The organism is Bacteroides sp. OF03-11BH (assembly GCF_003604005.1).
In the GTDB taxonomy this organism is placed as follows: Bacteria; Bacteroidota; Bacteroidia; order Bacteroidales; family Bacteroidaceae; genus Bacteroides; species Bacteroides ovatus.
On sequence record NZ_QTMW01000062.1, the window covers coordinates 1 to 24,366 of the forward strand.

Here is a 24,366-nt window from a genome sequence, read left to right on the forward strand (position 1 = left end):
TTCTTAGAGGGGAAAGCTCCCGTAAGGGGGCTGACCTACTCGACTCGAGCGGCGACCCCGACACGTCGAAGACCGCCGCGAGCTGGTTCGGCGCGTGTATTTTCCTGATTGTCGCCGCGACGATCCTACGCTCTTTCTTCTTGTAGTCCAACCTGTCATGCAAATAATTATGGAATATGGAATCAACAAGGGAATCGGCAAGAGCGTGGAGTTCCGGGGCGCGCACGTAATGGTTCTTTGGCAAATGCGTCGATAGCAAGACGTTAGGCAAGTGTTCGATAGCCTATCATCGATCGGCTTATCCGAAAGGGAAACCGGACGGGGAGTATAGCCTGCCGATAAACTGATAAGTCATACAGTTACCAAGTATGCGACTGAATCAGGAGATGAAAGATAGATACGAGGATAAAGTCTGGATTGATTGAACGATAGTCCAAGTGGCACAACTCGAAACTGTGGCGGAAGGTAACTACAGACGCCATACTGTAACACACTCGATTCGACCTTGGAGGGTTGGGTGCAGAACAGGTTACAGCACAACTGCGATAAGCAGAAACGGGCGAAAGTCGTATCCGACAATCTATCAAAGCTATGTTGCCGAAGAATTAAACGTGGATTGCCTAACCCGGAATGCCGAAAGGCTATTAGGTTTCAGACCTATGAAAATCCGGTATGGCAACGGAGCCACCGTAGTAGTCCGAGCGAGGGAAAGCCTCGTACATGGCGAAGGGTGGCAGCTAACATTTTTAATACAAATTAACGGATAATGTGTGAGACATTATGAGAAATCCAGAGAGAGTATTAAACAGTCTGTCAGAGCACAGCAAAGTTTCGAGCTACAAGTTTGAACGGCTCTACAGGGTTCTATTCAATTCGGAGATGTTTCTCCTCGCCTACCATAATATACAAGGTAGGCAGGGAAATATGACGGAAGGTTCCGACGGTAAAACTATCGACGGAATGAGCCTGAAACGGATTGAAAATTTGATTGATGCGCTCAAAGATGAGTCGTACCAACCAAAACCGGCAAGAAGGACGTACATCCCGAAGAAAAACGGGAACATGCGACCTCTCGGCATACCGTCTATCGACGACAAATTAGTGCAGGAGGTATTGCGAATGCTGTTGGAAGCAATTTATGAAGGTAGTTTTGAGAACACCTCGCACGGCTTCCGACCCAAACGCAGCTGCCACACCGCACTGATACAGGTGCAGAAGAATTTTACTGCGGCCAAGTGGTTTATCGAGGGCGACATTGAGGGATTCTTCGATAACATCAACCATGATGTACTTATCGGAATCTTGAAAGAACGTATCGCAGACGACCGCTTTATCCGGCTAATGTGGAAATTTTTGAAAGCTGGCTACATCGAAGATTGGACATTTCATAGAACATACAGCGGAACACCGCAAGGTGGCATCATTAGCCCGATACTGGCTAATATCTATCTCGACAAGCTGGATAAGTACATGAAAGAGTATGCCTGTCAATTCGATAGAGGCGACAGACGGGCAATGAACCTTGAGTACAAACGGTATTCCAGGAAAATTTGGTGGCTCGGCACAAAGCTGAAGCAAACCAAGGATAAAGATACTCGGAAGGAACTGATTGACGCGATTAAGCAACATCAGAAAAACAGGATGCACTTACCCTCTGTCGATGAAATGGACGAGGGATATAGACGGATTAAGTATGTGAGGTATGCCGATGATTTTATTATCGGAGTGATTGGCAGTAAATCGGACTGTGAGGCCATCAAAGAGGATATTAAGAATTTCCTCGGCGAGAAACTGAAATTGACGCTCTCCAAAGAAAAGACCTTAATCACGCACGGCAATAGAAAGGCAAAATTCCTCGGCTATGAAATCTATGTCCGACCATTCACGGATAAGACGTTAAGAGGCGAGAAATCGGGAGTACTTATTAAGGCTTACGGCAAAAAGGTAGTGTTGGAAGTGCCAATGTCCACAATGCGGGATAAACTTCTCTACTACGAGGCGATGGAAATTCATCAATTCGAGGGTAAAGCGAAATGGAAACCCACAAGCCGGACAAAGTTGCTACATCTGGACGACCTCGAAATACTGGATGCCTATAACAGAGAAATCCGAGGTTTTGCAAACTATTTTTCTATCGCAAATAACAGTTCACACCTGAATTCTTTCAAGTACATCATGCAATACAGTCTGTATAAGACTTTTGCACGAAAGTACAGTACGACAGCCCGAAAGATTATCGCAAAGTATCGACATCACAAAGATTTTGCGGTTTTCTATGAGGACAAGAAAGGAGGAAAGAAGATGCGGGTATTCTTCAACGGGAGCTTTAAGCGTAAAACAACCGCGATGGACGCGAGTTGTGATTATGTAGCCAACACGATTTTCAATACCACTGTATCAAGCCTTATACAAAGGTTAAAAGCGGGTAAGTGTGAATTGTGTGGCGCAACGGAAAACATTGAAATACACCACGTCAAAAGACTCAAAGACTTAAAAGGCAAAGAGCCATGGAAAATCCAAATGATTGGACGTCAGAGAAAGACGTTAGCTGTATGTATTCCCTGTCACAACAAGATACATCACGGGATAATAGACTGAATATGTTAGTGGAGAGCCGTGTGCGCCGAGAGGTGCAAGCACGGTTCGGAGGCGAGTTCTTGGAAACCTACCGTAGAAATACGGCAAGGCACCGGGTTCTTAGCCTACGTCTGAAGGCGCAGTACCTCTTCATCTTCGCGGGCGGCCTGCTGGCCGTCTTCGTGGTGTTCGTCATCCTCTACATGGCAGGGGTCGATCAGTGGGTATGTATCGCTTTCGGCGTTGCGGCGGCTTCGGTGCTGGTCTGGCTTACCTTCCGCCTGAACGCCCGTTACGGGGAACACGGGCTGATGAAGCTGCTCGCCGCGCGCCGGCATCCCCGCTACCTGCTCAACCGCAAGTCCCTGCGCCGGTTGCTGAAAAGAAAGGGGGGCCGCGTATGAGAAACCTCTTGAAAGCCACCACGCTGGAAAGCAAGTTCCCGCTCCTGGCCGTGGAAGGCGGTTGTATCATCAGCAAGGACGCGGACATAACGGTCGTCTATCGGGTCGAACTCCCGGAGCTGTTCACCGTCACGTCCGCCGAGTACGAGGCGATCCACGCCGCCTGGTGCAAGGCCCTGAAGGTCTTGCCCGAATACAGCGTGGTACACAAGCAGGACTGGTTCATCCGCGAGCGTTACCGCCCGGCCACGGGCGAGGGGGACATGAGTTTCCTCTCCCGCAGTTACGAGCGGCATTTCAACGAGCGTCCGTTCCTGACCCACGCCTGCTTCCTCTACCTGACGAAAACGACGAGGGAGCGTATGCACATGCGTTCAGACTTCTCGACCCTCTGCCGGGGCAACATCATTCCCAAAGAGGTAAACCGGGAATCGGCGACAAAATTCCTGGAGGCGGCGGAACAGTTCGAGCGTATTCTGAACGATTCGGGTTTCCTGACCCTTGTCCGCCTCACGGGGGACGAGATCACGGGTACGGCGGATTGTCCGGGCCTGCTGGAGCGGTACTTTTCCCTCTCGCTCTCGGAGACGACTTCTCTTCAGGACATCGAGCTGGGGGCCGAGGTTCTGCGCGTGGGTAACAAACGGGTGTGCCTGCACACGCTCTCGGACACGGAAGACCTGCCGGGGCGCGTGGGTACGGACACCCGTTACGAGCGTCTTTCCACCGACCGTTCGGACTGCCTGCTCTCGTTCGCGGCCCCCGTGGGGCTTCTGCTTTCCTGCGACCACCTTTACAACCAGTACGTGTTCCTGGAAGACAGCGACGAAAACCTGCGTATGTTCGAGAAACGTGCGCGTAACATGCAGTCCCTTTCCCGCTACTCCCGCGGGAACCAGATAAACAAGGAGTGGGTGCGATACGTCGCTGTGTAAGTAATTGTTAAACTTAGATTTAACCCGTTGTTTCGTCAACGGTAGCCTATGGACAGATGCACCAATAGTAATATACTGTATCAAAGCTGTCCAGACAAGGTAGCCCTTCCGAAAGGAGCAGTCAGAACCGTGAGGGAAAGACAATGGCTGTTAGTATCATACAGTCAGGGAGCTTGGCTTGGGTGGTATGGTTAGCGTAAGCGAACTGTCGTCTAAACGTCGTAAGGTTGAAGAAGCCAAAGATACTGATAGGCTTCAGCCCAAAAGGGAAGCAGTCGGTTATTCCTCTCCATTCTGGGAATACACGAACAGAGTACTGCCGGTGTAATAGACAGAACCTAACCCACTTATAAGTTACTTGCACGGAACGTAGTAAGCCCGTATTTCTCCTGCCAATGACAGGTAAGCAGACCGTAAGGAATGCCGAATGGAGTGCGGGTATAGGATTGCAGAAAAAGCGAATGCCACCCTGTAATGGGGTGAATAGGGATTGAAACATCATCCCGCTGCGAAAGCAGGCTGACTTCTGCGGTAGGTGATTCTTTACAAGAAACTTTTAGAACTTTTAAAAGGAGAAAAGCAAATGAACGAAATTAAAAAATCGTGTGCATCGACTGACCAAACGCAGAGCAAATGGGACAGTATAAATTGGCTCAAATGCGAAGCTGCGGTTCAAAAGCTACAAGCGCGTATTGTAAAGGCTCAAAAAGAGGGTCGCCACAACAAGGTCAAAGCCTTGCAGTGGACACTGACCCACTCGTTTTACGCTAAAGCATTAGCGGTAAGACGTGTAACTTCCAATAATGGGAGTAAAACGGCTGGCGTCGATATGGTAACATGGAAAACGCCAGATGCTAAAGTGTGTGCAATAACCGAACTGAAAAGGAGAGGTTATACACCCCAACCTCTGAGACGAGTACATATCAGAAAGAGTAACGGGAAATTAAGACCATTGGGTATACCAACTATGAAAGACCGGGCTATGCAGGCATTGTATCTGATGGCACTGGCTCCCGTAGCTGAAACAACGGCTGATGCCAATTCTTATGGTTTCAGAAAAGAAAGGAGCACGGCAGATGCCGTTCAACAATGCTTCAATGACCTGGCAAGGACGACATCCCCACAATGGATCTTAGAAGGTGATATCAAAGGTTGTTTCGACCATATCAGTCATGAATGGTTGCTTGACAATATCCCTATGGATAAAGTTTTGCTCCGTAAATGGTTGAAAAGTGGATTTATTTTCAACAAGCAACTTTTTCCGACAGAGGAGGGAACTCCTCAAGGCGGCATCATCTCCCCAACTCTTGCAAATATGACTTTGGACGGACTGGAAAAACTGCTTGCCGATAGCTTTCCGATAAACCGCTCGAAGAAAAATTACTATACTCCTATGATAAATCTTGTTCGCTACGCGGATGATTTTATTATCACAGGAGAGAGTAAGGAGTTGTTGGAGAACCATGTTAAACCATTAGTCATTGAGTTTCTTCAAGCAAGAGGGCTTACCTTATCAGAAGAAAAGACTAAGATAACTCATATAGAAGAAGGGTTTGATTTTCTTGGGTTCAATATCAGAAAATATAAAGGCAAGTTTATCACAAAACCATCCAAGAAGAGTCGAAAGAGATTTTTAGATAAGGTTCGTGAAATAGTGGACAAGAACAAGTCTTCTAAGCAACAATCTTTGATACGATTGCTAAACCCAGTCATTAGAGGATGGGCGAACTACTACAAGGGGTGTTCTGCATCGGAAACTTTCCGTAAAACAGATGCACAAATTTTCAACAAACTATGGCGATGGTCTCGCAGAAGACATCCCAAAAAAGGTAAACGATGGATTGCCAACAAGTATTATCACACTGTAAGAGGTAGAAGCTGGACTTTTGCCGTACCGCTTGAAAACAGGAAAGTGGATAAATACCACACTCTTGTGAGATTGTCGGATACGAAAATAAAGCGACATATCAAAATCCGCAGTGAGGCCAACCCATATGATGCCGATTGGAAAGATTTCTTCGATCAATACAAGACCCGAAGAATGCTTGCACACTTAGACGGCAAGCAATATATCTATCGCCTGTGGAATCAGCAAATGCAATGTTGCCCTGTGTGTGGCAAGCACATCACACGGGAAACTCCCTGGAAAATTACTGAAATGACAGGGAGCAGTAGAAAGGCGAAAGTCCTAATACATGATCATTGCAGCCGAATTACTAACAGAAATAAATGGAAGTTACTATGAGCCGGCTTTTAGTTACAAATAAAAGTTTTGAATTGCTTGAGCCGTATGAGGGGAAACTCTCACGTACGGTTCTTAGAGGGGAAAGCTCCCGTAAGGGGGCTGACCTACTCGACATCGACCAGTATCTCAACGAGGCGCACTCGTTCGGTCTTCAATCCGTCCGGGCCCATTTCAACGTGCTGGCCTGGTCGGACGACGTGCAGGAGCTCCGGCATATCCGCAATGATGTGGGCAGCCAGCTCGCTCTGATGGAGTGCCGCCCGCGCCACAACACCGTGGATGCCGCCACGCTCTACTGGGCGGGTATGCCGGGCAATGCGGGGGATTTCCCCGCCGAGGAATCGTTCTACACGTTCATCGAGCCCGCGGTCTGTTTCTTCACGGAGGAAACCAACTATAAATCCTCGTCCAGTCCTTTCGGCATCAAGCTGTGCGACCGCATAAGCGGCAGGCCCCTGCACCTGGACATCTCGGACGAACCGATGAAAAAAGGGATCATTACCAACCGGAATAAATTCGTGTTAGGCGGCTCGGGGTCTGGCAAGTCATTCTTTATGAATCATTTAGTCCGCCAATACTGGGAGCAGGGCACGCATGTCGTGCTGGTGGATACCGGTAACAGCTACCAGGGTCTTTGCGAGCTGATCCGGCGTAAGACCAAAGGTGAGGACGGCGTGTATTTTACCTATACCGAGGAACATCCCATCAGTTTCAACCCGTTCTACACCGACGACTACTATTTCGACGTGGAGAAGAAGGACAGCATCAAGACGCTGCTGCTGACACTCTGGAAAACCGAGGACGACAAGATCACGAAGACCGAGAGCGGCGAGCTGGGCAGTGCCGTGAACGCCTATATCGAGCGTATCCGCGCCGACCGGAATATCGTGCCGTGTTTTGACAGTTTCTACGAGTACCTGCGGGACGACTACCGCCGCGAGCTGGAGGAGCGGGAGATCCGGGTCAGCCGCGAGGATTTCAACATCGACAACATGCTCATCACCCTGCGGCAGTATTATAAGGGCGGACGCTACGACTTCCTTCTGAACTCCCGGGCCAACATCGACCTGCTCTCGAAGCGCTTCGTGGTCTTCGAGGTGGATTCCATCAAGGAAAACAAGGAGCTTTTTCCCGTGGTCACCATTATCATCATGGAGGCTTTCATAAACAAGATGAGACGGCTCAAGGGGGTACGCAAACAGCTCATCGTCGAGGAGGCCTGGAAGGCGCTCTCTACGGCCAATATGGCTGAATATCTGCGTTATATGTATAAAACAGTCCGCAAATACTACGGTGAGGCCATCGTGGTGACGCAGGAGGTCGAGGACATCATTTCCAGCCCGGTGGTCAAGGAGGCGATCATCAACAACTCGGACTGCAAGATCCTGCTCGACCAGCGCAAGTTCATGAACCGTTTCGACGCGATTCAGTCCTTGTTGGGGCTGACCGACAAGGAGAAGGCGCAGATTCTCTCGATCAACCAGTCCAACGACCCTTCCCGTAAATACAAGGAGGTCTGGATCGGTCTGGGCGGCGTTCAGTCGGCGGTCTATGCCACGGAGGTCAGCGTCCCGGAGTACCTGGCCTACACGACCGAGGAAACGGAGAAAGTGGAGGTACAGCGGCTTGCCGGGGAGCTGGGCGGTGATATGGAACTGGCGATCAGGCAGCTCGCCGAGGGCAAACGTTAAAGGGAGGGCAGGCCATGTATCGCAAGTGTATCGGATCAGACCCCACGGCGGCGCGTTTGGACTTCGCGCTGTACGAGGTGGCGGGCGAGTGGGAAAGCCGCTCGGGTTCTCCCCGGGTTCGCATCTACCGCAACCCGGGACGCCGGGGCGGCGGTTTTTACGTGGAGGTGTCCTACAAGGACGGGACACGCTTCTCCCGTCCCGTGAGGAAGTATTGGGGAGGTATCCGTTACTTCGACCTCTACGGGTATGTCGCCCTGGCCTACGATGCGGGGCGCGAGGTGCTCCAGCTCTCCGCCTACGGGGATTATTACCGGGCGTCGGAATGACCGCCCAAGTATTCACGAATTAAATAATGAAAAGGATGAAACGATTGATTTTAACGCTGTTCGTGGGGCTTCTTTGCTTCACGTACCAGGCAAAAGCGCAGTGGACGGTCATCGACCCGTCGAACCTCGTTCAGAACATCAAGAGCGCGGTTCAAAGCTCGACCACGGCGACCAACATGGTCAAGTCGCTGCAAGAGAGTATCAAGATTTATAACCAGAGCAAGGCTTACTACGACGCCCTCAAATCGGTGCATAACATCATCAAGGATGCCCGGAAGGTGAAGCTGACACTCGAAATGGTCAGCGAGATCACGGAAATCTACACCTCGGGATTCAACCGTATGGTTTCAGACCCGAACTTCACGGTGGACGAGCTGGCGGCGATCTCGGCGGGTTACGCCCGGCTGCTGGAGGAGGGCGGCGCGCTGGTGACGGAACTCAAGACGGTCATAACCGGCGGCAACGGCCTCTCGCTCTCGGACAAGGAGCGGATGGACGTGGTGGATCAGGTTTACACGAAGATGCTGGAGTACCGCAACCTCACGCGCTATTACACGCGCAAGACCATCTCCGTGTCCTTCATCCGCAGCCGCGAAAAGGGCGACGCGCACCGGGTGCTGGCACTTTACGGGAACCCGAACGACAGATATTGGTAACCTGAAAACGGAGGCAGTCATGGATTTCGACAATTTACACCAGGTTCTCCGGAACCTGTATCAGGAGATGATGCCGCTATGCGGCGACATGATCGGGGTGGCGAAAGGTATCGCCGGCCTGGGTGCGCTCTTTTACGTGGCTTACCGGGTATGGAAGGCACTGGCCAGCGCGGAGCCTATCGACGTGTTCCCGCTCCTGCGGCCTTTCGCCATCGGCTTGTGCGTGATGTTCTTTCCCACCGTGGTTCTGGGGACGATCAACGCCGTGATGTCGCCCGTGGTGCAGGGCACGCACGCCATACTGGAGGGGCAGACATTGGATTTGCAGGCATACCAGCAACAGAAGGACGATTTGGAAGCCGAGGCCCGCAGGCGCGAGGGCAAGGCTTGGTTAGTGGACGACGAGGTGTATGAACAACGGCTTGCGGATATGGGTATCACGGATTTGGGCGAGATTATCAGCATGTGGGCCGAACGCACGTGGTACGACATCAAGGCCGGTTTCCGGCAGCTTGTCCGGGACTTTTTCGAGTTGTTGTTCAACGCCGCGGGGCTTACCATCGACACGCTGCGGACATTCTTTTTAGTCGTGCTGTCGATTCTGGGGCCCTTGTCGTTCGCCCTCTCCATTTACGACGGCTTTCACTCGACGCTCGCGAGCTGGATTTCCCGCTATATCAGCGTGTACCTTTGGCTTCCCATCGCCGACCTGTTCTCCGCGGTGCTGGCCAAGATCCAGACGTTGATGCTCCAGGCGGACGTCCTGGCCCTGCAAGACCCCAACTACATTCCCGACAGCGGCAGCGGTGTCTATATTATCTTTTTGATTATAGGTATCATAGGCTATTTCACGATCCCCACCGTTGCCGAGTGGGTGATCCAGTCGGGCGGAGCCGGCGGGGCTATGGGCGGTATCAACAAGGCCGGGGCATTCGCCACGGGTGTCGCTGGCGGTATCGCCGGCAACATGATCGGCCGCACGTTCGGGCGTCGCGGCGGTGGCGGTTCCTCCTCCGGTAACGGCGGCGGTGGCCCGGCTTCGGGCAGTGCCCCCAACGGGCGCAACCTGGCAACACAAGGTAACAATAATCATTCATAACAATTTGGACAATGGAATTCAAGTCATTAAAAAACATCGAAACAAGTTTCAGGCAGATTCGGCTTTTCGGTATCGTGTTCCTCTGCCTGTGCGCGCTGGTATCCGTGTTCAGCGTGGTCGCGAGCTTCCGTTTCGCCGAAAAGCAGCGCGAGAAGATCTACGTCCTGGACGGGGGCAAGTCGCTGATGCTGGCGCTCTCGCAGGATTTGAGCCAGAACCGCCCCGTGGAGGCGCGCGAACATATCCGGCGTTTTCACGAGTTGTTCTTCACCCTCTCGCCCGACCGTGCGGCCATCGAGAGCAACATCAACCGCGCGCTGTTCCTGGTCGATAAGAGCGCCTTCGCCTATTACCAGGACATGCAGGAGAAAGGTTACTACAACCGTGTGGTGTCGGGGAACATCAGCCAGCGTATCGAGGTGGACTCCGTGGTGTGCGACTTCAACGCCTATCCCTACCGGGCCATGACCTATGCCCGGCAAATGATTGTCCGCGAGAGCAACATCACCGAGCGTTCGCTGGTCACGCGCTGCGAGCTGATCAACTCGGGGCGTTCGGACAATAACCCGCAGGGTTTCATCATGGAGAAATTCGAGATTCTGGAGAACCGCGATTTACGTACATTAAAAAGATAAGGCTATGGCAAAGAAGAGAATAAAGGCTTTCGGGGAGTGGGTCGAAGACCACCTGCGCCGCGCTTGCGGGGCGCTCTCGCCCGATAAGCGGATTATCGTGATCCTCACGCTGCTCTTGTTCTTTTCCGTCTTGTCGCTCTACTTTACCGTGTCTTCCATCTACCGCTTCGGCAAGGGAGCCGGGGAACGGATGCAGATACGGCATATCGAGCGGCTGGAGCTGGAATTAAGACAACGGCAGGAGGCCGACAGTGTAAAACATCTAAAAGATTTCAATTATGACGACGAACGAAAAACAGAATAAACAGCCGGAGGCGGGGAAAAAGGAACTCACGCCCCGGCAGATACAGATGCGGAAGAAGATGGTGGTCTTCCCGCTCTTTTTCCTGGCCTTTGCCGGGTGCATGTGGCTGATCTTCTCCCCCGGCGAAAAAGAACGGGAGGAGCCTTCGGCGGGTTTCAACACGGAGCTGCCGACCCCGGAATCGGAGGGTATCCTCTCGGACAAGCGTGATGCCTACGTGCAGGAGGAGATGCGGCGCAGGGAGCGGGAAAAGATGCGCTCCTTGCAGGATTTCGCGTTCGGGATGGAGGACGAGGAGGAAGAACCCGTCATGCCCGCTGCCGTGCCGGATAAGTCTTCCGGCCCTGCCGGCGGTTCGTCGGGAGCTTTCCGGACTTCCCGTGCCGCCTATGCCGACATCAACCGCCAGTTAGGCAGTTTCTACGAGGAGACCGCCGGTGAAACGGGGGAAGAGCGCGAGATGCAGGCCCGCATCGAGGAACTGGAACGCCGCCTGGAAGAACAGCAGGCGCAGAAAACGGCCCAGGAGGAGCAGGTGGCGCTGCTGGAGAAGTCCTACGAGATCGCCGCCCGCTATATGAATGGCGGTCAGGCCCCTGAAGCCCCGCGTCAGAAAGCCTCCGTTTCCGGCAAGGCTTCCGTGCAGCCCGTGCGCCAGGTGCGCCGTAACATCGTGTCGCTGCTCGCCGCCCCGCTGCCCGATTCGGTCTTCGCCCGTGAGTTCGTCAAGCCCCGGAACTGGGGTTTCAACACGGTGGGGAGCGACCTTCGCGAGCCCGAGCGCAACAGTATCCGCGCCACCGTGCAGCAAACCGTGACGCTCACCGATGGCGGGGAGGTTACTTTCCGGCTGTTGGAACCGATGATGGCGGGAGATCTGCTCATCCCCTCGGGTACGCCCGTAACGGGGGCGGCGAGGATCAACGGCGAACGGCTGACGGTCAAGGTCAGCGCTGTCCAGCACGGCGGGGCGGTCGTTCCGGTCGATCTGTCGGTCTATGACACGAACGGCAACGAGGGTATTCCCGTGCCGGGGTCGGAAGAACTCAATGCCGTGAAGGAGATCGCCGCCAATATGGGCGCGGGCATGGGCAGCAGTATCACGATCACGGACGATGCCGGTTCGCAACTGCTCTCCGACCTGGGGCGCAGCGCCATCCAGGGCGTGTCGCAATACGTGAGCAAGAAGATGCGCTCGGTCAAGGTCACGCTCAAGGCCGGTTACAGCGTCCTGCTGCTCCCGCCCCTTCAATAAGGGTACAAACGACGTACTTCCGTACACCACTGAAAAAAATCCATTTTTATCAACAATCAAAAATTTATCGAGTATGAAAAAGATTCTTCTGGCACTCGCTTTTATCGGGTGCATGTTCGCTGCCCACGCGCAGGAAAAGCCCTCCACGGGCGATTTGTACGACGGTCTTACCCGTCCGCTGACCTTCAACCGGGTTATCCCGCCCTACGCGCTGGAGGTGACGTTCAGCAAGACCGTGCATGTGATTTTCCCCTCGGCCATCCGTTACGTCGATCTGGGGTCTTCGGATCTTCTGGCGGCGAAAGCCGACGGCACGGAAAACGTGCTGCGTGTAAAGGCGGCCCTGCGTGATTTCTCGCGCGAGAGCAACCTTTCGGTCATTACCGAGGACGGGGCCTATTACAGCTTCAATGTCAAGTATGCCGACGAGCCGGTGAAACTGTCGGTCGAGATGGCGGACTTCCTGCATGACGGGGAGGCGGTAAACCGCCCCAATAACGCGCTGGACATCTATTTGCAGGAGTTGGGATGCGAATCTCCGCTGCTGGTCAAACTGATCATGCAGTCCATTTACAAGAATGACCGCCGCGAGATCAAGCATATCGGTTGCAAGCGTTTCGGGGTACAATACCTCCTCAAAGGTATCTACGTGCATAACGACCTGCTTTATTTCCACCTCCAACTGAAAAACTCCTCCAACGTGCCTTTCAACGTGGACTACCTGACGTTCAAGATTACGGACAAGAAGGTGGCCAAACGCACGGCCATCCAGGAGCAGGTCGTATGGCCCGTGCGGGCGTACAACAACGTGCAGGTCATCGGCGGCAAGCGTACCGAGCGCATGATCTTCACGCTCCCGAAGTTCACGCTGGCCGACGACAAGCAGCTGGTCGTGGAACTGCACGAGCAGCAGGGCGGGCGACACCAGACTTTCACGGTGGAGAATGCCGACCTGGTGCGCGCACGTGTTATCAACGAGTTAAAGGTAAAGTGATATGAAACGGGCGATATTCATTCTCACGCTGGGGTTATGCCTCCTCCTTTCGGACGGGGCGCACGCCCAGCGTGCCCTGCCCGCCATGCGCGGGCTGGAAATACGGGGAGGCATGACCGACGGCTTCTATACCCGGGACAGCCACAGCGAAACGGGCTACTGGTTCGGGCTGGCCATGAGCCGCTACGCGAAGAATGCCGACAAGTGGGTGTTCGGCGCGGAGTTCCTGAACCGTTATTACCCCTACAAGTCGGAACGTATCCCTGTGGCGCAGTTCACGGCCGAGGGCGGTTACTATTACAAGTTCCTCGCCGACCCGTCCAGGACTTTTTTCTTCTACCTCGGCGGCTCGGCGCTGGCCGGTTACGAGAGCGTGAACCGGGGCGAGAGGCGGCTCTATGACGGCTCTACGCTCCGCCACCGCGACCGTTTCCTCTATGGCGGGGCCGTCACGCTGGAGGTCGATGCGTACCTGACCGACAGGATTATCCTCTCGCTGACGGGGCGTGAGCGTATCCTATGGGGCACTACAACGGGACATTTCCACGCGCAGTTCGGCCTGGGCGTGAAATTCATAATCCATTAAACTTGCAAGCGACATGAAAAAGATGAAAAAGATATTGGCCCTGGCGGTCTGGATCGCCGCCCTGGGTCTTTTATGCGCATCCTGCGACAACGGGTTGGATATACAGCAGGCGTACACGTTCTCTTTGGAAACGATGCCCGTTCAGAAGCGAATCTCCGTTGGTGAAACCGCTGAAATCCGCTGCACGCTCGTGCGGGAGGGGAGATATGACGGCGCGCGTTACACGATCCGCTATTTCCAGCCCGACGGGCGCGGTGAGTTGAGGATGGACGACGGTACGGTGTTCCTGCCCAACGACCGCTATCCGCTCGACCGTGAGGTGTTCCGCCTCTATTACACATCGCGCAGCGATGACCAGCAGACCATCGACGTCTATGTCGAGGACAACACGGGTCAGGTCGTGAAGACCTCCTTCACGTTCCAGAGCGAGAACGGGACGGAGGAAACGGAACGATAACGGAATATGTCTAACCAAGAGAAGCGCCCGTCACCCGGGCGCTTTCCATAAATACTGAAAACCATGACAGAGCAAGAGAGAATAGATATAGCCTATCTCGATACGGGGGTGTACGAGAACCCGTGGCGCGAGAACCTTTTCGAGACGCTGCCCGAGGATCGGAAAACGGCGGAAGTCTGCCGTTTCGCCATCAAGAAATCGGCTTTCAACATCGAGTTCGTTCCCGAAGCGATGAAAACGCCGGAACTTTGTCTTGCCGCGGCCGGCCACCGGGGCGAAACACTGAAATTCGTCCCTGACCGTCTGAAGACACCGAAAATGTGCCGTGCCGCCGTCGATAGCAACAGCTACGCGCTGTATTACGTTCCGGAGGGGTTGAAGACCCCCGAACTGTGCATGACGGCCGTGAAGCGCAACGGTCTGGTGCTGGAGGCCGTCCCCGGGGAATTGAGGACGCCGCAAATATGCCGTGCGGCGTTGAAAGCGGTGGACAGTGCCGATTACAAGATACTCCCTTACATTCCGTATCCCGATATATGCCTGGAAGGGCTGAAAAAATTCGGGATGTCGTTCGTGGACAAGTTCGAGATTTTCGCCTCCATTGCCCCGGAGGTCATGACCGGGGAACTGGCCCTTCACGGCGTGGGGATGGACGCGTCCTGCCTTTCGCTCGTGCCGGTGGAACTGCGCACGGAGGCAGTCTGCCTGCGTGCCGTCAGCGGGGACGGCATCCTGCTCCATGAAGTGCCGGAGGAATTACGCACGGAACGGGTCTGCGAGGCCGCCGTGTCCTCGAACTACCTGGCACTGGAGTACGTTCCGAAACATCTGAAAACCGACCGTCTGTGCGGGATGGCGCTGGAGCGCGATCCCCTGGCCATCCGCTTTTTCAACCCCGAACAGCTCACGCCGGAGGTCTGCAACCGGGCGTTGGCCCGTGCCGACGACCTGCGTGTCCTCCGCTATATCCCTTTCGAGGATATACACATGAAGGCGTTGGGGTTCTATTGCACGAATTACGAGAAGACCTTCGATTTTTTGGAGAACATGAACCCCTGGTTCCTCACGCCGAGGGTGGCCCGGGAAATTTTCGCCCTGGAGCCGGAGCTGTTCTACAACCTTCCCGACCACGCCAAGAACGAGGAGATGTGCCGCCGGGCCGTCGGGCACGACGGGAGCTACCTGCAATATGTCCCCGAGAAGTGGAAAACGCCGGAGTTGTGCATGGAGGCCATACGGCGCAGTCCCTATGCCATCGCCCACCTGCCCGAGAGCATGAAAAGCCCGGATCTATACATGAGCCTGGTGCGGGAGAACCCGCAAAACCTGAAAGGCGTCCCCCGCGAAGCCCGGACGCCGGAGATGAGCCGGGAGGCTTTCGAGCGTACCTACGGGAAGGACAAAACCGATTTCTCGGTTATCAGCGCGTTGAGCGACCCCGCCCTGGTCTTGCAGGTGTTCCGCGAGCAGGACGACCCGCAGCAGATACACCGGTTGATGAGTGTCCTGCACCTGAACCGCCGGCTTGTAACGGAGGAGGTGGCGTTGGAGGCCGTTCGCAAGGATGCGGGGGTGCTGTACGACATTCCCCAGAGGGCCATCACGCCGCTCGTGGCCGATACGGCCGTGCGGGGCGACCCGAGGATGATCCAGTGGGTTCCGAGGGAGCTTCGCACGGCGGATCTGTGCCTCTATGCCGAGGCCGCCCATCCCGAGTTGCGGGTTTACGTTCCCGACGAAATAGCAAAGGGACGTAATATCTACTCGTTCCACCGTCAGGTGGACGCGAAATTGCGGCAGCCGCTCGAATACGAACAATACAAGACCCTCTACTCGGGCGGCGCGGTGCGTGTGAACAACGTGTGGACGTCGGTTGCGGGTGAGATTGACTGCTGCGAGGTGCGTTACGACCGTAAGACGGAGAAACTCAAACTGCGGATCGTCGAACCGCCCAGGGAGAAGAAGGCGCAGCCGAAGGTCGCGCCCCGCAAACCCGCCCGGGGGCCGAAATTGTAGGACGGCGGGTAGTTCTTTGGCAGGAAGGTTGTTAAAAATCGCACGTGTTGTCGCCGATACCCGGATGAAATCGTTATATTTGCAATCGAATCCTCCGGCGGCGTGCCGCCGGGCGATTTACATACGGAAGGAACACATTATGGTGGGGCATTGAAAACAGCCAAATTTTAATCCGCTCGCAAAATAATGGGTAGTTCTCTTCTTCATCGTCGTGTCTATATGCGTCAAGCGTATGCGATAGCGGCGTGGGGAGAAATTATCTATCGAGTGGATGGGTGCTTGGCTGTACCTCAATGCCGGTATTTAACGTATTCTCACGCCTTTTTCGTATGGTATTTGTCTGAACCTAAAGAAAAGCGATATGGAAACGAAATCGACAAATGAGGTAAAGGGTGATTACGACCGGGTATCGGCGAGTGAATGCCTGGGGTCGCTAATCGAGTTGCACGGGATTGTCATGGAAGACGATCTGTTCGTCATTCCCGATGCGGATGGCACGGCAGTATTATACAATGACGGGAAGATACGTTTTGACGAGATCGCCGACATCGAGGTCGGCTCGGTGTTTGTGGGCATCCTGCTCCGCAACGGCTATCTGTTCTACCTTTCTCGTACCGAACCGCTCAAGACGTGCATATACACGCATGGCGGGTGGGGTTCAATCTCTGAAATTTCTCCCCGTGGCATTGCCGGACATATCGGGCGTGAACTGCACGGGAAGCTGGGCGACCATACGGCGGTCGATTGACGGGAAACAAAAAAATCGGACGGTTATCGTCCGATTTTTTTCGCGTCGTATTTTCACGGCCGTTGCCTGCCGTGTTCCCGTTTCCGCCTTTGCAGGGCGAGCAGTTGCCGCAACATGTAGGCATGGTTTTCCCCCACGGTATGCCCCGAGGGCATCAGGTAGGGACTTGCGAGGCACTCCCGGCATTGGCGTACCGCCTCTTTTAAGTCGGTAACGGTTATTTCCGCTCCCGTGATGTCTTTAATCTTTGTTTCCATTCTTGTCCTGTTTTTTTGGTTCGTACCAACTGTCCCGGTAATTTTCTCCCACGAGCGAGAAAATTCCGCTCATGCCGCTTTCAGCGGCGAAATTTTTGGCTTCCCATATACCGGAAAACTCTCCCAGCAGCCGGTAGCCGATGAATAATTTGTACTTGCGCATGATTTTATCGTTTTTCCAGGTTGATAATCGGTGTGTTCTTTTGCAGCCATTCCTTCACGCTGTCCATGTTGTATTCGGATGTGATAACCGCCGTTCGGTCGTCGATTTCGGTGAAGCGCGTAGTTTCATACCCGTCGATCCACTGCTTCAGCGTGGCAACGCCCCACACCTGCGGGTCGTCGAACATGGTGTCGAGCCGCCCGATACCCTCGCCGAAGGTTACGAGCAGCGTTTCATAGGAGATTTCCTTGTTTACTTCATTCGTTTTCATATTCTCGCTTTTTACGGGCGGCTTTTGCCGCCCCGAAATTTTTTAATCAGACAAGTTCCACTCTAACCCTGCTCATGTTCGCCCAGAACACGCCGTTGCAGTAGTAGGCGTAGCCGTTATGCCAGTTGCTCCTGCGGCGTATCACGTCCTGCTCGGGTGGTCGTATCTCGATACTCGTGGTGTAGATGTTGTGTCCCACGGTAATGACGAGGTTGCACCTTCGCCATATCTCGGAATGGGTTTTGAACCCGTTTTTCCCCTCGACGAGCGCAAGGGCCGTCTTGACTGCTTCCCGAACTTCCCAATCCCACTCCCCGAAGGGTTTGAGCGGGCGTGCCATGTAGCTTTTATAGATGATTTTCATTGTTATATTTTTTTTTGTAGGGCGGCTTTCGCCGCCCCGATTTTATAATTCGACAATCCTTTCCACTCTGCCGTACAACATGGAGCGTATGCTCGTCTTGTCCACGCCCTTATATTCCGTGTAATGCCCGTACTGCTTTACCACGAATGTTTTCAGTACATCGACAAAGTTGAAACGATACCCTAAAAGCAGAATGGAGTCCTTGAAATAGGTGTTATGGTTTACCTCACGGGTAATCCAGTCTTTCTCCTCACGGGTGAGCGTTCCCCCGTCATTGAGCCGTTTGCGTAATATGTACGCTTTTGAGCCTGCAAGGCTTTCGAGTGCGGGAACGTCCCACGACACGAATTTATATGCTATTTGGTTCATTCTATTTTGTTTTTGCGGGCGGCTTTCGCCGCCCCGATTTTTATGCTGTCATTCGTTTCCGTATAAGGGACATGTTCCCCTTCATCAGTTTCAGTATTTGCCCGTGGTATGGGGTATTCTTGTTACACACGCCACGGCTCTGCACGACCTCCATGCGTTTTAGGGACACCTCTATCGTTTCGATACGTTTGCCGTCGATTGTGGCCGAGAGTATGAGCGAGTCGGCTTTCAGATAGTATTCGTTGGTAAACACGCAGTGGTGCATGGCCTCGCCCTCCTGCCGTATGGCTTCAACGCTGTCCAATACCTTGATGCAGATTTCCCCGTCGGAAAACTCCACTCCGAAAAACCGCCCTTTGGCTTCGACAAACGAGGCTTCCTGTTCCAACGCCTTGCGCCGTTCCTCCTGCCGCCGTTCCATTTGCATGTGCCGCCGTTTTTTTGCCATGTAGAGGTCATGCGCTGCGGGCAGGTCTGCGGGACACACGAAATGGGCGTTATGCAGGTCTTTCCCGAAAAATCGCAGCAGGTCGATGTAGTCGCACCATTCCGTCGGTTTCCCGATAGCGTACCCGTTACGGATGGCGATACGGATGGCCGGCCAATAGTCTGCGATATTGCGGGAGGAACGGGCGAAAAATCGCACGAGTGCCGTTTGTCCCGCTTTAAGCAGCGTTTCGGCCTTGTTCTCCGAGAGCAGCAGGTGGATAAGGTCGAAAGGGGTTACATCGGGGAGTTGTTTACCGTAGCCGCTTCGGCGCAGTTCGGGGATAAGCCGTTGCCGGGGATAGATGCGTGTGGGCGTGATGTTGTATTTCCCGTCGTTCTCCGCCCGCAGTTCCAATGCGCTCGACCAACTCCACCCGTGAACGAAGAAGCCCATCGGGCGCAGCCGTGCGAAGGTTGCGGAGCGTCCGTCGGGGGCAATCCACCGCTGTACGGCTTCGATATGGGTGTAAACGGGCGTCTGTCCCACTTTCGCCCAACACTCGATATAGACGAAGCGCAGGACTTGAAAACCCTTGCAGCGGGTTACGATGCACAAATACTCGTAATCGTTGAACTTGCGGCGCAGGGTGGTTTCCACTTTCAGCGGGGTGTGGCAGTGCGGACACTCGCACCCTAACAGATTGTCCGTGAGTTCTCCGTTTTCGCTCTGCCACGTGTGGCCGCACTCGGTGCAGGTGATAAGTCCTTTCGGCGTGCGGCGTCCGATATGCTCGATGCAGTTCTTGTACCCCCATTCGATTTGTGCGGGGGTAAGCGGCGGCAGGTGTTTACTTGCCGCCACAACGCTCTGTTGGAATTTTGTTCTCGGTTTCATAACTAAAATAGACTGGGCATTAGTTTGTTATCTTCGATTTTCTTGGGTTTGGACTTGGCTTTCGCCAACTTGGCGTAGGCTTCGCTCTCGGCCTTCCGTATGGCGTTCCGCCGTGCCTCGGCTTTTTCCTCCTCGGTCAGTTCAACGGTGTGATTGACCACTACCTTGCAACTGACGGGTTTGCCGATGTCGATGTCCTCCTCGTCGTAATAGTGGAGTGCCATAGAGTATATTTCCTCGTCGGCAAACCCGTTGCAACCGCTCTGCCGTACTTGGTTGATGATGAAAGTGCAGCAATCGTCAATGTTCTTTTTCGGGTTGGCGTATCGGGGTGCGAAAAGTTCGTCCTCCCGTGCCCGTGCGTCGAGATAGTTCTGTATCGTCAGTTTGAAATAATCTGTTCCTTGTGCCATGATTTTTTGGTATTGTGGGGCGGCGAGCCGCCCCGTGTTCAACATTTATTCGTCCTTTCCGAGAAGCCGCCGCACCTCGTCCTCTTTGGTCTTTTGGAAAATCCATCCCGCTCTCTTCTGCCCGTCATGCGTCAGCCGTGCGTTGAAGCGTCCCCCGAGTGCGTGAAGGGCGTCCTTGACGGGCTTGGTGTCCCCGAATACGGCTATCGCCTTCTCGGAATAGTCCACGATGATAAACCCGCCTTGCACGCTCGTTTCAGTGCGTTCCGCCCGTTTTTCGTCTTTCGGCTCGGGCAGACATATATTCTCCTCGTTTCCTGCGATATATGCCAGCCTGTCGATGTACCCTTCACGTGTGTAGTGGGTCAGTTTGCAGACACTCCACCCGTATTTCGGACTTTTGCCGAGCGTGAAAACGGGATAGCGGTGTTCGTTCTTGGGGTCGTATTCGGAGAGGTGCGCCGTTTGCGGGAAATTGGCCGCCGCCTTTCTCAACTCCCCGAAGCCGTTGCGGGAGGTGGCCGAAAAGCCGAGAATGACGGTACGCACGCTTCGGGTGGTCGAACACTCGTAAGAGGGGTCAGTGTATTCCGTTTCGTTGAGTTCGGCGATGATTACGCCCTGCACCCCTTCGGGCATGATGCGGCGTAACCTCTGCGCTCCTATTTCCGCTATGCGGTCATGCTCGGCTTTCTCTTTGGCGGCGGCGATGGCCTGCGCCGTGGCTTGCTCTTCCGCCTGCCCCACGAGCAAAGCCACCTCGAAAGCGTCCATGAACTCGGGGTTCACGTCGTCGTAGTACCTGCCGATACCGAATGTTTGCGAGAGGGGTCGCAGAATGTCCGTTTGGCTGATTTCCTTTGTTTCGGTATCGACCATGTGGTACACGTAGCCACGGGCGGTGTGTTCCACCTTGTAAACGACGTAACGCTTTCTGCTCGCACCCGCACCGATACCGATGATTACCTGGTTTTCCTTGACTACCTGCACCCGTGTGTCCGTGGTAGTCGCTCCGAATAATGAAATGTACTTTGTCATACCTGTAATAATTTAGAAGATGTGAGTGAATAGGAAATAGAAAAAGCCGGTTAGAGCCACGAGAGAAACAAGGCAGGAGAAAATGCCCCGCAGGATGTCATAACAGAACGTGAAGCCCAAAACGACCCAAATAAAGTCGATACCCCACACGTGGAAGCCCAAAGCCACCGCCCCGACCTTTACCGCCAACCCGACCTTTGCCTTTATGCCAAGTGGAAGGTTGGAGGATTTCTGTTTCCATTTATTTTTCTCTTCGTTTCTCATAACCTTTGACTTTTTTTTTATGCCGTAGCGGAGCCGGTATGGATGGAATCTGTTTCGGTAGCATCAAAAGGTGTCGGGGATAGCTGCTGCAAGATTTTGTCGGAAAATACGCTCGCCCGCAGGGAAAGAGGAAGATTTTGCGGCAAACCACCCCGCGGCCCGATCTTGCAGCAGCGTGAGCCCCGTAACTACCTTTGCTACTGACAACAGATTTCCATACCGCGCTCCGCGGCATGAAAAAAAGAGAGGAAAAGGTTATGGGAGAGAAACGGGGAGAAAACGATATGCCGTGAACGCTCGCGAAAGTCGGTTCACGGCTCACCCTGCATGGAATGATAAATCGCCCGCGAACATTTCCTTTCACGGGCGATTGGCGTATCGGAGCGTGCCGATCCCGTATCGGCGGAGGATCGTTTCCGCCGGACGTGGCGCCACTCGCTGCCACTTTTAAGACGGATACGTCCATATACCACTGGCTGATAACAAGATACTGTTCATTTGTGTACTTTTGGGCATCCGGGAAACAAAAAATGAAACAGAACATGGAAATAATAAGTATGGACGTGAAGGCTTTCGACGCGCTGGCAGGGCACGTGGAAGCCATTGAAAGAAAAGCCGAGGCGTTATGCCGCAGGCAGGAGGACGTGAGTTTGAAAAAATGGCTGGACAACCAGGATGTCTGTGACGTGCTGGGGATATCGAAACGTACCCTGCAAACCTACCGGGAGAAAGGGTTGCTGCCTTTCAGCCGCATCCGTCACAAAATCTTCTACAAACCGGAAGATGTCGGGAAACTGCTGCAATCGTCGCACTATCCTAATACCGCCGCGTTATGAGCCATTATTTCATCGACAAGCACGATCCGCGTGTGGCGGATCTCTTCCGGCGTTTGGAAAAGGCCGGCAAGGCACTGGATAAACTGGAATCCTCCGGAGGCCGGACACTCAAGGGAGAGCGGTTCGTCACCGACGAGGAATTGTCCCGGCTGCTGAAAATCAGCAGGCGTACATTGCAGGAATACCGCACGGCGCGAATCATTCCCTATTATTTGATTCAGGGCAAGGTACTATACATGGAATCCGAGATACAGAAATTTCTGGAAGATTCCCGGAAGAAATGTATCGGGGGACAGGAATGGGTATAAAAGAAGAACGGCCATCACGGCCGTTCTTCTTTTTCAGTTCAATATCGTGTTCATGCCGGGGAGCTGCCAGACGACGGCGGTCGTCGTGGCCCTTCGGACAAGCCACCGTCGGAAGGCTTCGGCATTCCCGGATTTTAAGCGAAAAGCCAGCGCGGCGATCATTTCGAGCGAATACAGCTCGACAATACCGCCGTCACGGTTGCGCTCCCGGCGGTAAACCCGCTCCTCACGGAGTATGCCGCTTTTGAGTATGGAGCGGATGTTGCTCCCCACGGCAGGAACGAAGACTCCGAACAGGTCGGCAATCTGGTGGCGCGTGAGCCATACACGGTTCTCCGGCGTGTGGATTTCCACCCGCCCGTTTTCAATGCTGATAGGTTCTCTTGTCGTCATAGTCATACAAATTTATCAATTTTTGTTATACTGTTCAACCGTTTACCGTTATAATATCTGCCGTTTCCGGTTCGTCCTCCTCGTAGAGATTTATTTTCCGGCCTTTGGTCTGTTCTTTCAGACGTTTCATGTCCTCGTCCACCTTGCGGTCGGTCACTTTGGCGTAAATCTGCGTGGTGGAAATGCTCTTGTGTCCCATCATGCGGCTGACAGTTTCGATAGGCACACCCAGCGAGAGCGTGATATGTGTCCCGAAATTGTGCCTCGCCTTGTGAAAGGTCATGTCGAAGCCGTATGTCCGTCCCAGTTCTCTGGTGAGCTTGATGAGATACCCCCGGCAATAGAGGTTGAAAATCCTGTCGCTTTTACGCTCGTGGCGGTATTTCTCGATGATCTGCAACGGCACGTTCAGCAGGCGGATGGCCGAGGGCGTTTCGGTCTTCTGGCGCCGGATGTGTATCCAGTACGTTCCGTCGTCCGACTGCGTGATGTCTTTTTCGGACAAGCGTTTCAGGTCGGCGTAGGACAACCCCGTGAAGGTAGCGAAGAGAAACCAGTCCCGCACCCGCTGGAGGTTGGGTTTACCGACGGGAGTTTCCATCAGTTTTTTGAGGTCTTCGAGTTTCAAATGGCGGCTCTTGCGCTGGGGCAGTTCCGGGTGCAGCTTCCCGTAAGGGTCGCGCCGGAGTGTACCCTGACTGACAGCCCGCTTGGTCATTTTCTTCAACCGGTAAAGATGCTCGTGTACTGTCTTGGGTTTCATTTCACGATCTGTACGCAGGAATATTTCAAAATCATCGTAGAACTCCCGGTCAAGGCTCCGCAACGCTACATCCTCCTTTTCCTTCCTTTTTTTCACGAAGGAGGCTAAAATATTATAGGAGTTCTCGTAACTTTCATAGGTTTCTTCCTTGCGATCCACGCCGACACGCTTGCGGAACTCCTCGTTATGCTCGCGGAACAAGGCAAGGAGGGTGAACGGTTTCTGCCCGATTCCTTCCACGGCGTTTTTGACCAGCTCGGCCGTCACGAAACCGAGGCTTTTACGAATATGGCGGTAATGTCCGGTGATTTTTTCGGTCAGTTTCTCTATTGCCAGGTTTACCGTTCGGGCGTTCTCGCTTCGTCCGTTCGCCCTTTTGGTTTCCGGATTCCAGAGCGATGGATCGACAAACGCGTTGATATTGATCGGGGCCGACTTGGCATCGATGCTTACCTTGCATAACAATTTACATGTTCCGTCCTTGCGGACTTTCGTGCGGTTGATGTAGAACAGCAGGGAGAACGTGCTGCGGCGTTTTATCTCTTTATTATTCGTTTCCATAATCGTTGTGAATTTGATTGTCAATGATAGATTAAATAGCTACGGAGAAGCGACCGGCAATCTTTTCCTCTAAAGACCGGGTATCCATGTCGATCTTGTCATCGGTCACTT

At 53.7% G+C, this 24,366-nt stretch carries 28 protein-coding genes and 2 pseudogenes; 19 read left to right on the plus strand and 11 right to left on the minus strand.

Annotated features, from left to right (window positions below; genetic code table 11):
• The 17 genes and pseudogenes from DXA54_RS25345 to DXA54_RS25435 all read left to right on the plus strand — a co-directional run.
• A partial coding sequence (locus DXA54_RS25345; RefSeq protein ID WP_120080949.1) for a DUF4134 family protein occupies positions 1-146 on the plus strand: 146 nt, incomplete at its 5' end.
• 634 nt (positions 147-780) lie between these two features.
• Positions 781-2,598 carry a reverse transcriptase domain-containing protein gene (locus DXA54_RS25355; RefSeq protein ID WP_009598929.1) on the plus strand — a complete coding sequence of 606 codons (1,818 nt, stop codon included), beginning with the start codon at positions 781-783 and terminating at the stop codon, positions 2,596-2,598.
• 2 nt (positions 2,599-2,600) lie between these two features.
• Entirely contained in the window at positions 2,601-2,981 is a 381-nt protein-coding gene (locus tag DXA54_RS25360; protein ID WP_231864134.1) for a DUF4133 domain-containing protein, read from the plus strand.
• Positions 2,978-3,898: pseudogene (locus DXA54_RS25365) on the plus strand (TraG family conjugative transposon ATPase); the annotation flags it as partial. The gene DXA54_RS25360 and the pseudogene DXA54_RS25365, both read left to right, overlap by 4 nt.
• A gap of 601 nt (positions 3,899-4,499) precedes the next feature.
• Entirely contained in the window at positions 4,500-6,161 is a 1,662-nt protein-coding gene (gene ltrA, locus DXA54_RS25370) for a group II intron reverse transcriptase/maturase (RefSeq protein WP_004319152.1), read from the plus strand.
• A 113-nt stretch (positions 6,162-6,274) separates the two neighbouring features.
• Positions 6,275-7,852: pseudogene (locus DXA54_RS25375) on the plus strand (TraG family conjugative transposon ATPase); the annotation flags it as partial.
• Between the two features lie 14 nt (positions 7,853-7,866).
• Positions 7,867-8,181 carry a DUF3876 domain-containing protein gene (locus tag DXA54_RS25380; protein ID WP_004303798.1) on the plus strand — a complete coding sequence of 105 codons (315 nt, stop codon included), beginning with the start codon at positions 7,867-7,869 and terminating at the stop codon, positions 8,179-8,181.
• A 35-nt stretch (positions 8,182-8,216) separates the two neighbouring features.
• Entirely contained in the window at positions 8,217-8,837 is a 621-nt protein-coding gene (locus DXA54_RS25385) for a DUF4141 domain-containing protein (RefSeq protein WP_007851777.1), read from the plus strand.
• A gap of 19 nt (positions 8,838-8,856) precedes the next feature.
• On the plus strand, positions 8,857-9,936 hold the full coding sequence (gene traJ, locus DXA54_RS25390; protein WP_007851775.1) for a conjugative transposon protein TraJ: 1,080 nt from the start codon (positions 8,857-8,859) through the stop codon (positions 9,934-9,936).
• An 11-nt stretch (positions 9,937-9,947) separates the two neighbouring features.
• Positions 9,948-10,571 carry a conjugative transposon protein TraK gene (gene traK, locus DXA54_RS25395; RefSeq protein WP_004295450.1) on the plus strand — a complete coding sequence of 208 codons (624 nt, stop codon included), beginning with the start codon at positions 9,948-9,950 and terminating at the stop codon, positions 10,569-10,571.
• A 4-nt stretch (positions 10,572-10,575) separates the two neighbouring features.
• Entirely contained in the window at positions 10,576-10,875 is a 300-nt protein-coding gene (locus DXA54_RS25400) for a TraL conjugative transposon family protein (protein WP_004295449.1), read from the plus strand.
• A complete protein-coding gene (traM, locus tag DXA54_RS25405) occupies positions 10,850-12,130 on the plus strand; it encodes a conjugative transposon protein TraM (protein ID WP_120080951.1) in 1,281 nt (426 codons plus the stop codon). Before DXA54_RS25400 ends, traM begins: the two co-directional genes overlap by 26 nt.
• 73 nt (positions 12,131-12,203) lie before the next feature.
• On the plus strand, positions 12,204-13,124 hold the full coding sequence (gene traN, locus DXA54_RS25410) for a conjugative transposon protein TraN (RefSeq protein ID WP_118418059.1): 921 nt from the start codon (positions 12,204-12,206) through the stop codon (positions 13,122-13,124).
• Position 13,125: 1 nt separating this feature from the next.
• Positions 13,126-13,710 (plus strand): conjugal transfer protein TraO, encoded by a 585-nt coding sequence (locus tag DXA54_RS25415; protein ID WP_120080953.1) that lies wholly within the window; start codon positions 13,126-13,128, stop codon positions 13,708-13,710.
• Between the two features lie 13 nt (positions 13,711-13,723).
• A complete protein-coding gene (locus DXA54_RS25420; protein WP_004295445.1) occupies positions 13,724-14,167 on the plus strand; it encodes a DUF3872 domain-containing protein in 444 nt (147 codons plus the stop codon).
• A 63-nt stretch (positions 14,168-14,230) separates the two neighbouring features.
• Entirely contained in the window at positions 14,231-16,183 is a 1,953-nt protein-coding gene (locus DXA54_RS25425) for a DUF4116 domain-containing protein (protein ID WP_120080955.1), read from the plus strand.
• A 361-nt stretch (positions 16,184-16,544) separates the two neighbouring features.
• Positions 16,545-16,931, plus strand: a complete 387-nt coding sequence (locus DXA54_RS25435) for a hypothetical protein (protein ID WP_004295441.1) — start codon at positions 16,545-16,547, stop codon at positions 16,929-16,931.
• Between the two features lie 53 nt (positions 16,932-16,984).
• Here DXA54_RS25435 and DXA54_RS25440 read toward each other — a convergent pair whose 3' ends face one another.
• From DXA54_RS25440 to DXA54_RS25480, 9 genes are read right to left on the minus strand one after another with little or no spacing between them, the layout of a single operon-like run.
• Positions 16,985-17,188, minus strand: coding sequence for a hypothetical protein (locus tag DXA54_RS25440; RefSeq protein ID WP_004295440.1), 204 nt, complete (start codon positions 17,186-17,188; stop codon positions 16,985-16,987).
• Positions 17,172-17,351: a hypothetical protein gene (locus DXA54_RS25445; RefSeq protein WP_004295439.1), complete on the minus strand. Its 180-nt coding sequence runs from the start codon at positions 17,349-17,351 to the stop codon at positions 17,172-17,174. Before DXA54_RS25445 ends, DXA54_RS25440 begins: the two co-directional genes overlap by 17 nt.
• Positions 17,352-17,355: 4 nt before the next feature.
• The gene (locus DXA54_RS25450) at positions 17,356-17,622 is read right to left on the minus strand and encodes a DUF6956 domain-containing protein (protein WP_004303780.1); all 267 of its coding nucleotides are present in this window, start codon (positions 17,620-17,622) and stop codon (positions 17,356-17,358) included.
• Between the two features lie 46 nt (positions 17,623-17,668).
• Positions 17,669-17,986 carry a hypothetical protein gene (locus DXA54_RS25455; RefSeq protein ID WP_004295436.1) on the minus strand — a complete coding sequence of 106 codons (318 nt, stop codon included), beginning with the start codon at positions 17,984-17,986 and terminating at the stop codon, positions 17,669-17,671.
• 42 nt (positions 17,987-18,028) lie between these two features.
• Positions 18,029-18,355, minus strand: a complete 327-nt coding sequence (locus tag DXA54_RS25460) for a hypothetical protein (protein WP_007559031.1) — start codon at positions 18,353-18,355, stop codon at positions 18,029-18,031.
• Positions 18,356-18,395: 40 nt separating this feature from the next.
• Positions 18,396-19,679 carry a PcfJ domain-containing protein gene (locus DXA54_RS25465; protein ID WP_017141505.1) on the minus strand — a complete coding sequence of 428 codons (1,284 nt, stop codon included), beginning with the start codon at positions 19,677-19,679 and terminating at the stop codon, positions 18,396-18,398.
• Positions 19,680-19,681: 2 nt separating this feature from the next.
• A complete protein-coding gene (locus tag DXA54_RS25470; protein WP_009132163.1) occupies positions 19,682-20,092 on the minus strand; it encodes a PcfK-like family protein in 411 nt (136 codons plus the stop codon).
• A gap of 45 nt (positions 20,093-20,137) precedes the next feature.
• On the minus strand, positions 20,138-21,130 hold the full coding sequence (locus DXA54_RS25475) for a hypothetical protein (protein ID WP_007559037.1): 993 nt from the start codon (positions 21,128-21,130) through the stop codon (positions 20,138-20,140).
• Between the two features lie 12 nt (positions 21,131-21,142).
• Positions 21,143-21,394, minus strand: coding sequence for a hypothetical protein (locus DXA54_RS25480; RefSeq protein WP_004303766.1), 252 nt, complete (start codon positions 21,392-21,394; stop codon positions 21,143-21,145).
• A 542-nt stretch (positions 21,395-21,936) separates the two neighbouring features.
• Here DXA54_RS25480 and DXA54_RS25490 point away from each other — a divergent pair.
• Together DXA54_RS25490 and DXA54_RS25495 are read left to right on the plus strand one after the other, a co-directional pair.
• Positions 21,937-22,230: a helix-turn-helix domain-containing protein gene (locus DXA54_RS25490; RefSeq protein ID WP_004319131.1), complete on the plus strand. Its 294-nt coding sequence runs from the start codon at positions 21,937-21,939 to the stop codon at positions 22,228-22,230.
• Complete coding sequence (locus DXA54_RS25495; protein WP_004295430.1) at positions 22,227-22,538, plus strand: helix-turn-helix domain-containing protein; 312 nt, start codon at positions 22,227-22,229, stop codon at positions 22,536-22,538. The genes DXA54_RS25490 and DXA54_RS25495 overlap by 4 nt, the downstream gene beginning before the upstream one ends.
• Positions 22,539-22,571: 33 nt before the next feature.
• Here DXA54_RS25495 and DXA54_RS25500 read toward each other — a convergent pair whose 3' ends face one another.
• Both DXA54_RS25500 and DXA54_RS25505 read right to left on the minus strand, forming a co-directional pair.
• Positions 22,572-22,937, minus strand: coding sequence for a hypothetical protein (locus DXA54_RS25500; protein ID WP_007559043.1), 366 nt, complete (start codon positions 22,935-22,937; stop codon positions 22,572-22,574).
• Between the two features lie 28 nt (positions 22,938-22,965).
• Complete coding sequence (locus tag DXA54_RS25505; RefSeq protein WP_120080957.1) at positions 22,966-24,255, minus strand: site-specific integrase; 1,290 nt, start codon at positions 24,253-24,255, stop codon at positions 22,966-22,968.
• Positions 24,256-24,366 lie beyond the last annotated feature (111 nt).

Bases quoted from the DNA above. Each gene is read 5' to 3' on its own strand.
- DXA54_RS25355 (WP_009598929.1), top strand. From the start codon at position 781: ATGAGAAATCCAGAGAGAGTATTAAACAGTCTGTCAGAGCACAGCAAA.
- DXA54_RS25360 (WP_231864134.1), top strand. From the start codon at position 2,601: ATGTTAGTGGAGAGCCGTGTGCGCCGAGAGGTGCAAGCACGGTTCGGA.
- ltrA (WP_004319152.1), top strand. From the start codon at position 4,500: ATGAACGAAATTAAAAAATCGTGTGCATCGACTGACCAAACGCAGAGC.
- DXA54_RS25380 (WP_004303798.1), top strand. From the start codon at position 7,867: ATGTATCGCAAGTGTATCGGATCAGACCCCACGGCGGCGCGTTTGGAC.
- DXA54_RS25385 (WP_007851777.1), top strand. From the start codon at position 8,217: ATGAAACGATTGATTTTAACGCTGTTCGTGGGGCTTCTTTGCTTCACG.
- traJ (WP_007851775.1), top strand. From the start codon at position 8,857: ATGGATTTCGACAATTTACACCAGGTTCTCCGGAACCTGTATCAGGAG.
- traK (WP_004295450.1), top strand. From the start codon at position 9,948: ATGGAATTCAAGTCATTAAAAAACATCGAAACAAGTTTCAGGCAGATT.
- DXA54_RS25400 (WP_004295449.1), top strand. From the start codon at position 10,576: ATGGCAAAGAAGAGAATAAAGGCTTTCGGGGAGTGGGTCGAAGACCAC.
- traM (WP_120080951.1), top strand. From the start codon at position 10,850: ATGACGACGAACGAAAAACAGAATAAACAGCCGGAGGCGGGGAAAAAG.
- traN (WP_118418059.1), top strand. From the start codon at position 12,204: ATGAAAAAGATTCTTCTGGCACTCGCTTTTATCGGGTGCATGTTCGCT.
- DXA54_RS25415 (WP_120080953.1), top strand. From the start codon at position 13,126: ATGAAACGGGCGATATTCATTCTCACGCTGGGGTTATGCCTCCTCCTT.
- DXA54_RS25420 (WP_004295445.1), top strand. From the start codon at position 13,724: ATGAAAAAGATGAAAAAGATATTGGCCCTGGCGGTCTGGATCGCCGCC.
- DXA54_RS25425 (WP_120080955.1), top strand. From the start codon at position 14,231: ATGACAGAGCAAGAGAGAATAGATATAGCCTATCTCGATACGGGGGTG.
- DXA54_RS25435 (WP_004295441.1), top strand. From the start codon at position 16,545: ATGGAAACGAAATCGACAAATGAGGTAAAGGGTGATTACGACCGGGTA.
- DXA54_RS25440 (WP_004295440.1), bottom strand. From the start codon at position 17,188: ATGGAAACAAAGATTAAAGACATCACGGGAGCGGAAATAACCGTTACC.
- DXA54_RS25445 (WP_004295439.1), bottom strand. From the start codon at position 17,351: ATGCGCAAGTACAAATTATTCATCGGCTACCGGCTGCTGGGAGAGTTT.
- DXA54_RS25450 (WP_004303780.1), bottom strand. From the start codon at position 17,622: ATGAAAACGAATGAAGTAAACAAGGAAATCTCCTATGAAACGCTGCTC.
- DXA54_RS25455 (WP_004295436.1), bottom strand. From the start codon at position 17,986: ATGAAAATCATCTATAAAAGCTACATGGCACGCCCGCTCAAACCCTTC.
- DXA54_RS25460 (WP_007559031.1), bottom strand. From the start codon at position 18,355: ATGAACCAAATAGCATATAAATTCGTGTCGTGGGACGTTCCCGCACTC.
- DXA54_RS25465 (WP_017141505.1), bottom strand. From the start codon at position 19,679: ATGAAACCGAGAACAAAATTCCAACAGAGCGTTGTGGCGGCAAGTAAA.
- DXA54_RS25470 (WP_009132163.1), bottom strand. From the start codon at position 20,092: ATGGCACAAGGAACAGATTATTTCAAACTGACGATACAGAACTATCTC.
- DXA54_RS25475 (WP_007559037.1), bottom strand. From the start codon at position 21,130: ATGACAAAGTACATTTCATTATTCGGAGCGACTACCACGGACACACGG.
- DXA54_RS25480 (WP_004303766.1), bottom strand. From the start codon at position 21,394: ATGAGAAACGAAGAGAAAAATAAATGGAAACAGAAATCCTCCAACCTT.
- DXA54_RS25490 (WP_004319131.1), top strand. From the start codon at position 21,937: ATGGAAATAATAAGTATGGACGTGAAGGCTTTCGACGCGCTGGCAGGG.
- DXA54_RS25495 (WP_004295430.1), top strand. From the start codon at position 22,227: ATGAGCCATTATTTCATCGACAAGCACGATCCGCGTGTGGCGGATCTC.
- DXA54_RS25500 (WP_007559043.1), bottom strand. From the start codon at position 22,937: ATGACTATGACGACAAGAGAACCTATCAGCATTGAAAACGGGCGGGTG.
- DXA54_RS25505 (WP_120080957.1), bottom strand. From the start codon at position 24,255: ATGGAAACGAATAATAAAGAGATAAAACGCCGCAGCACGTTCTCCCTG.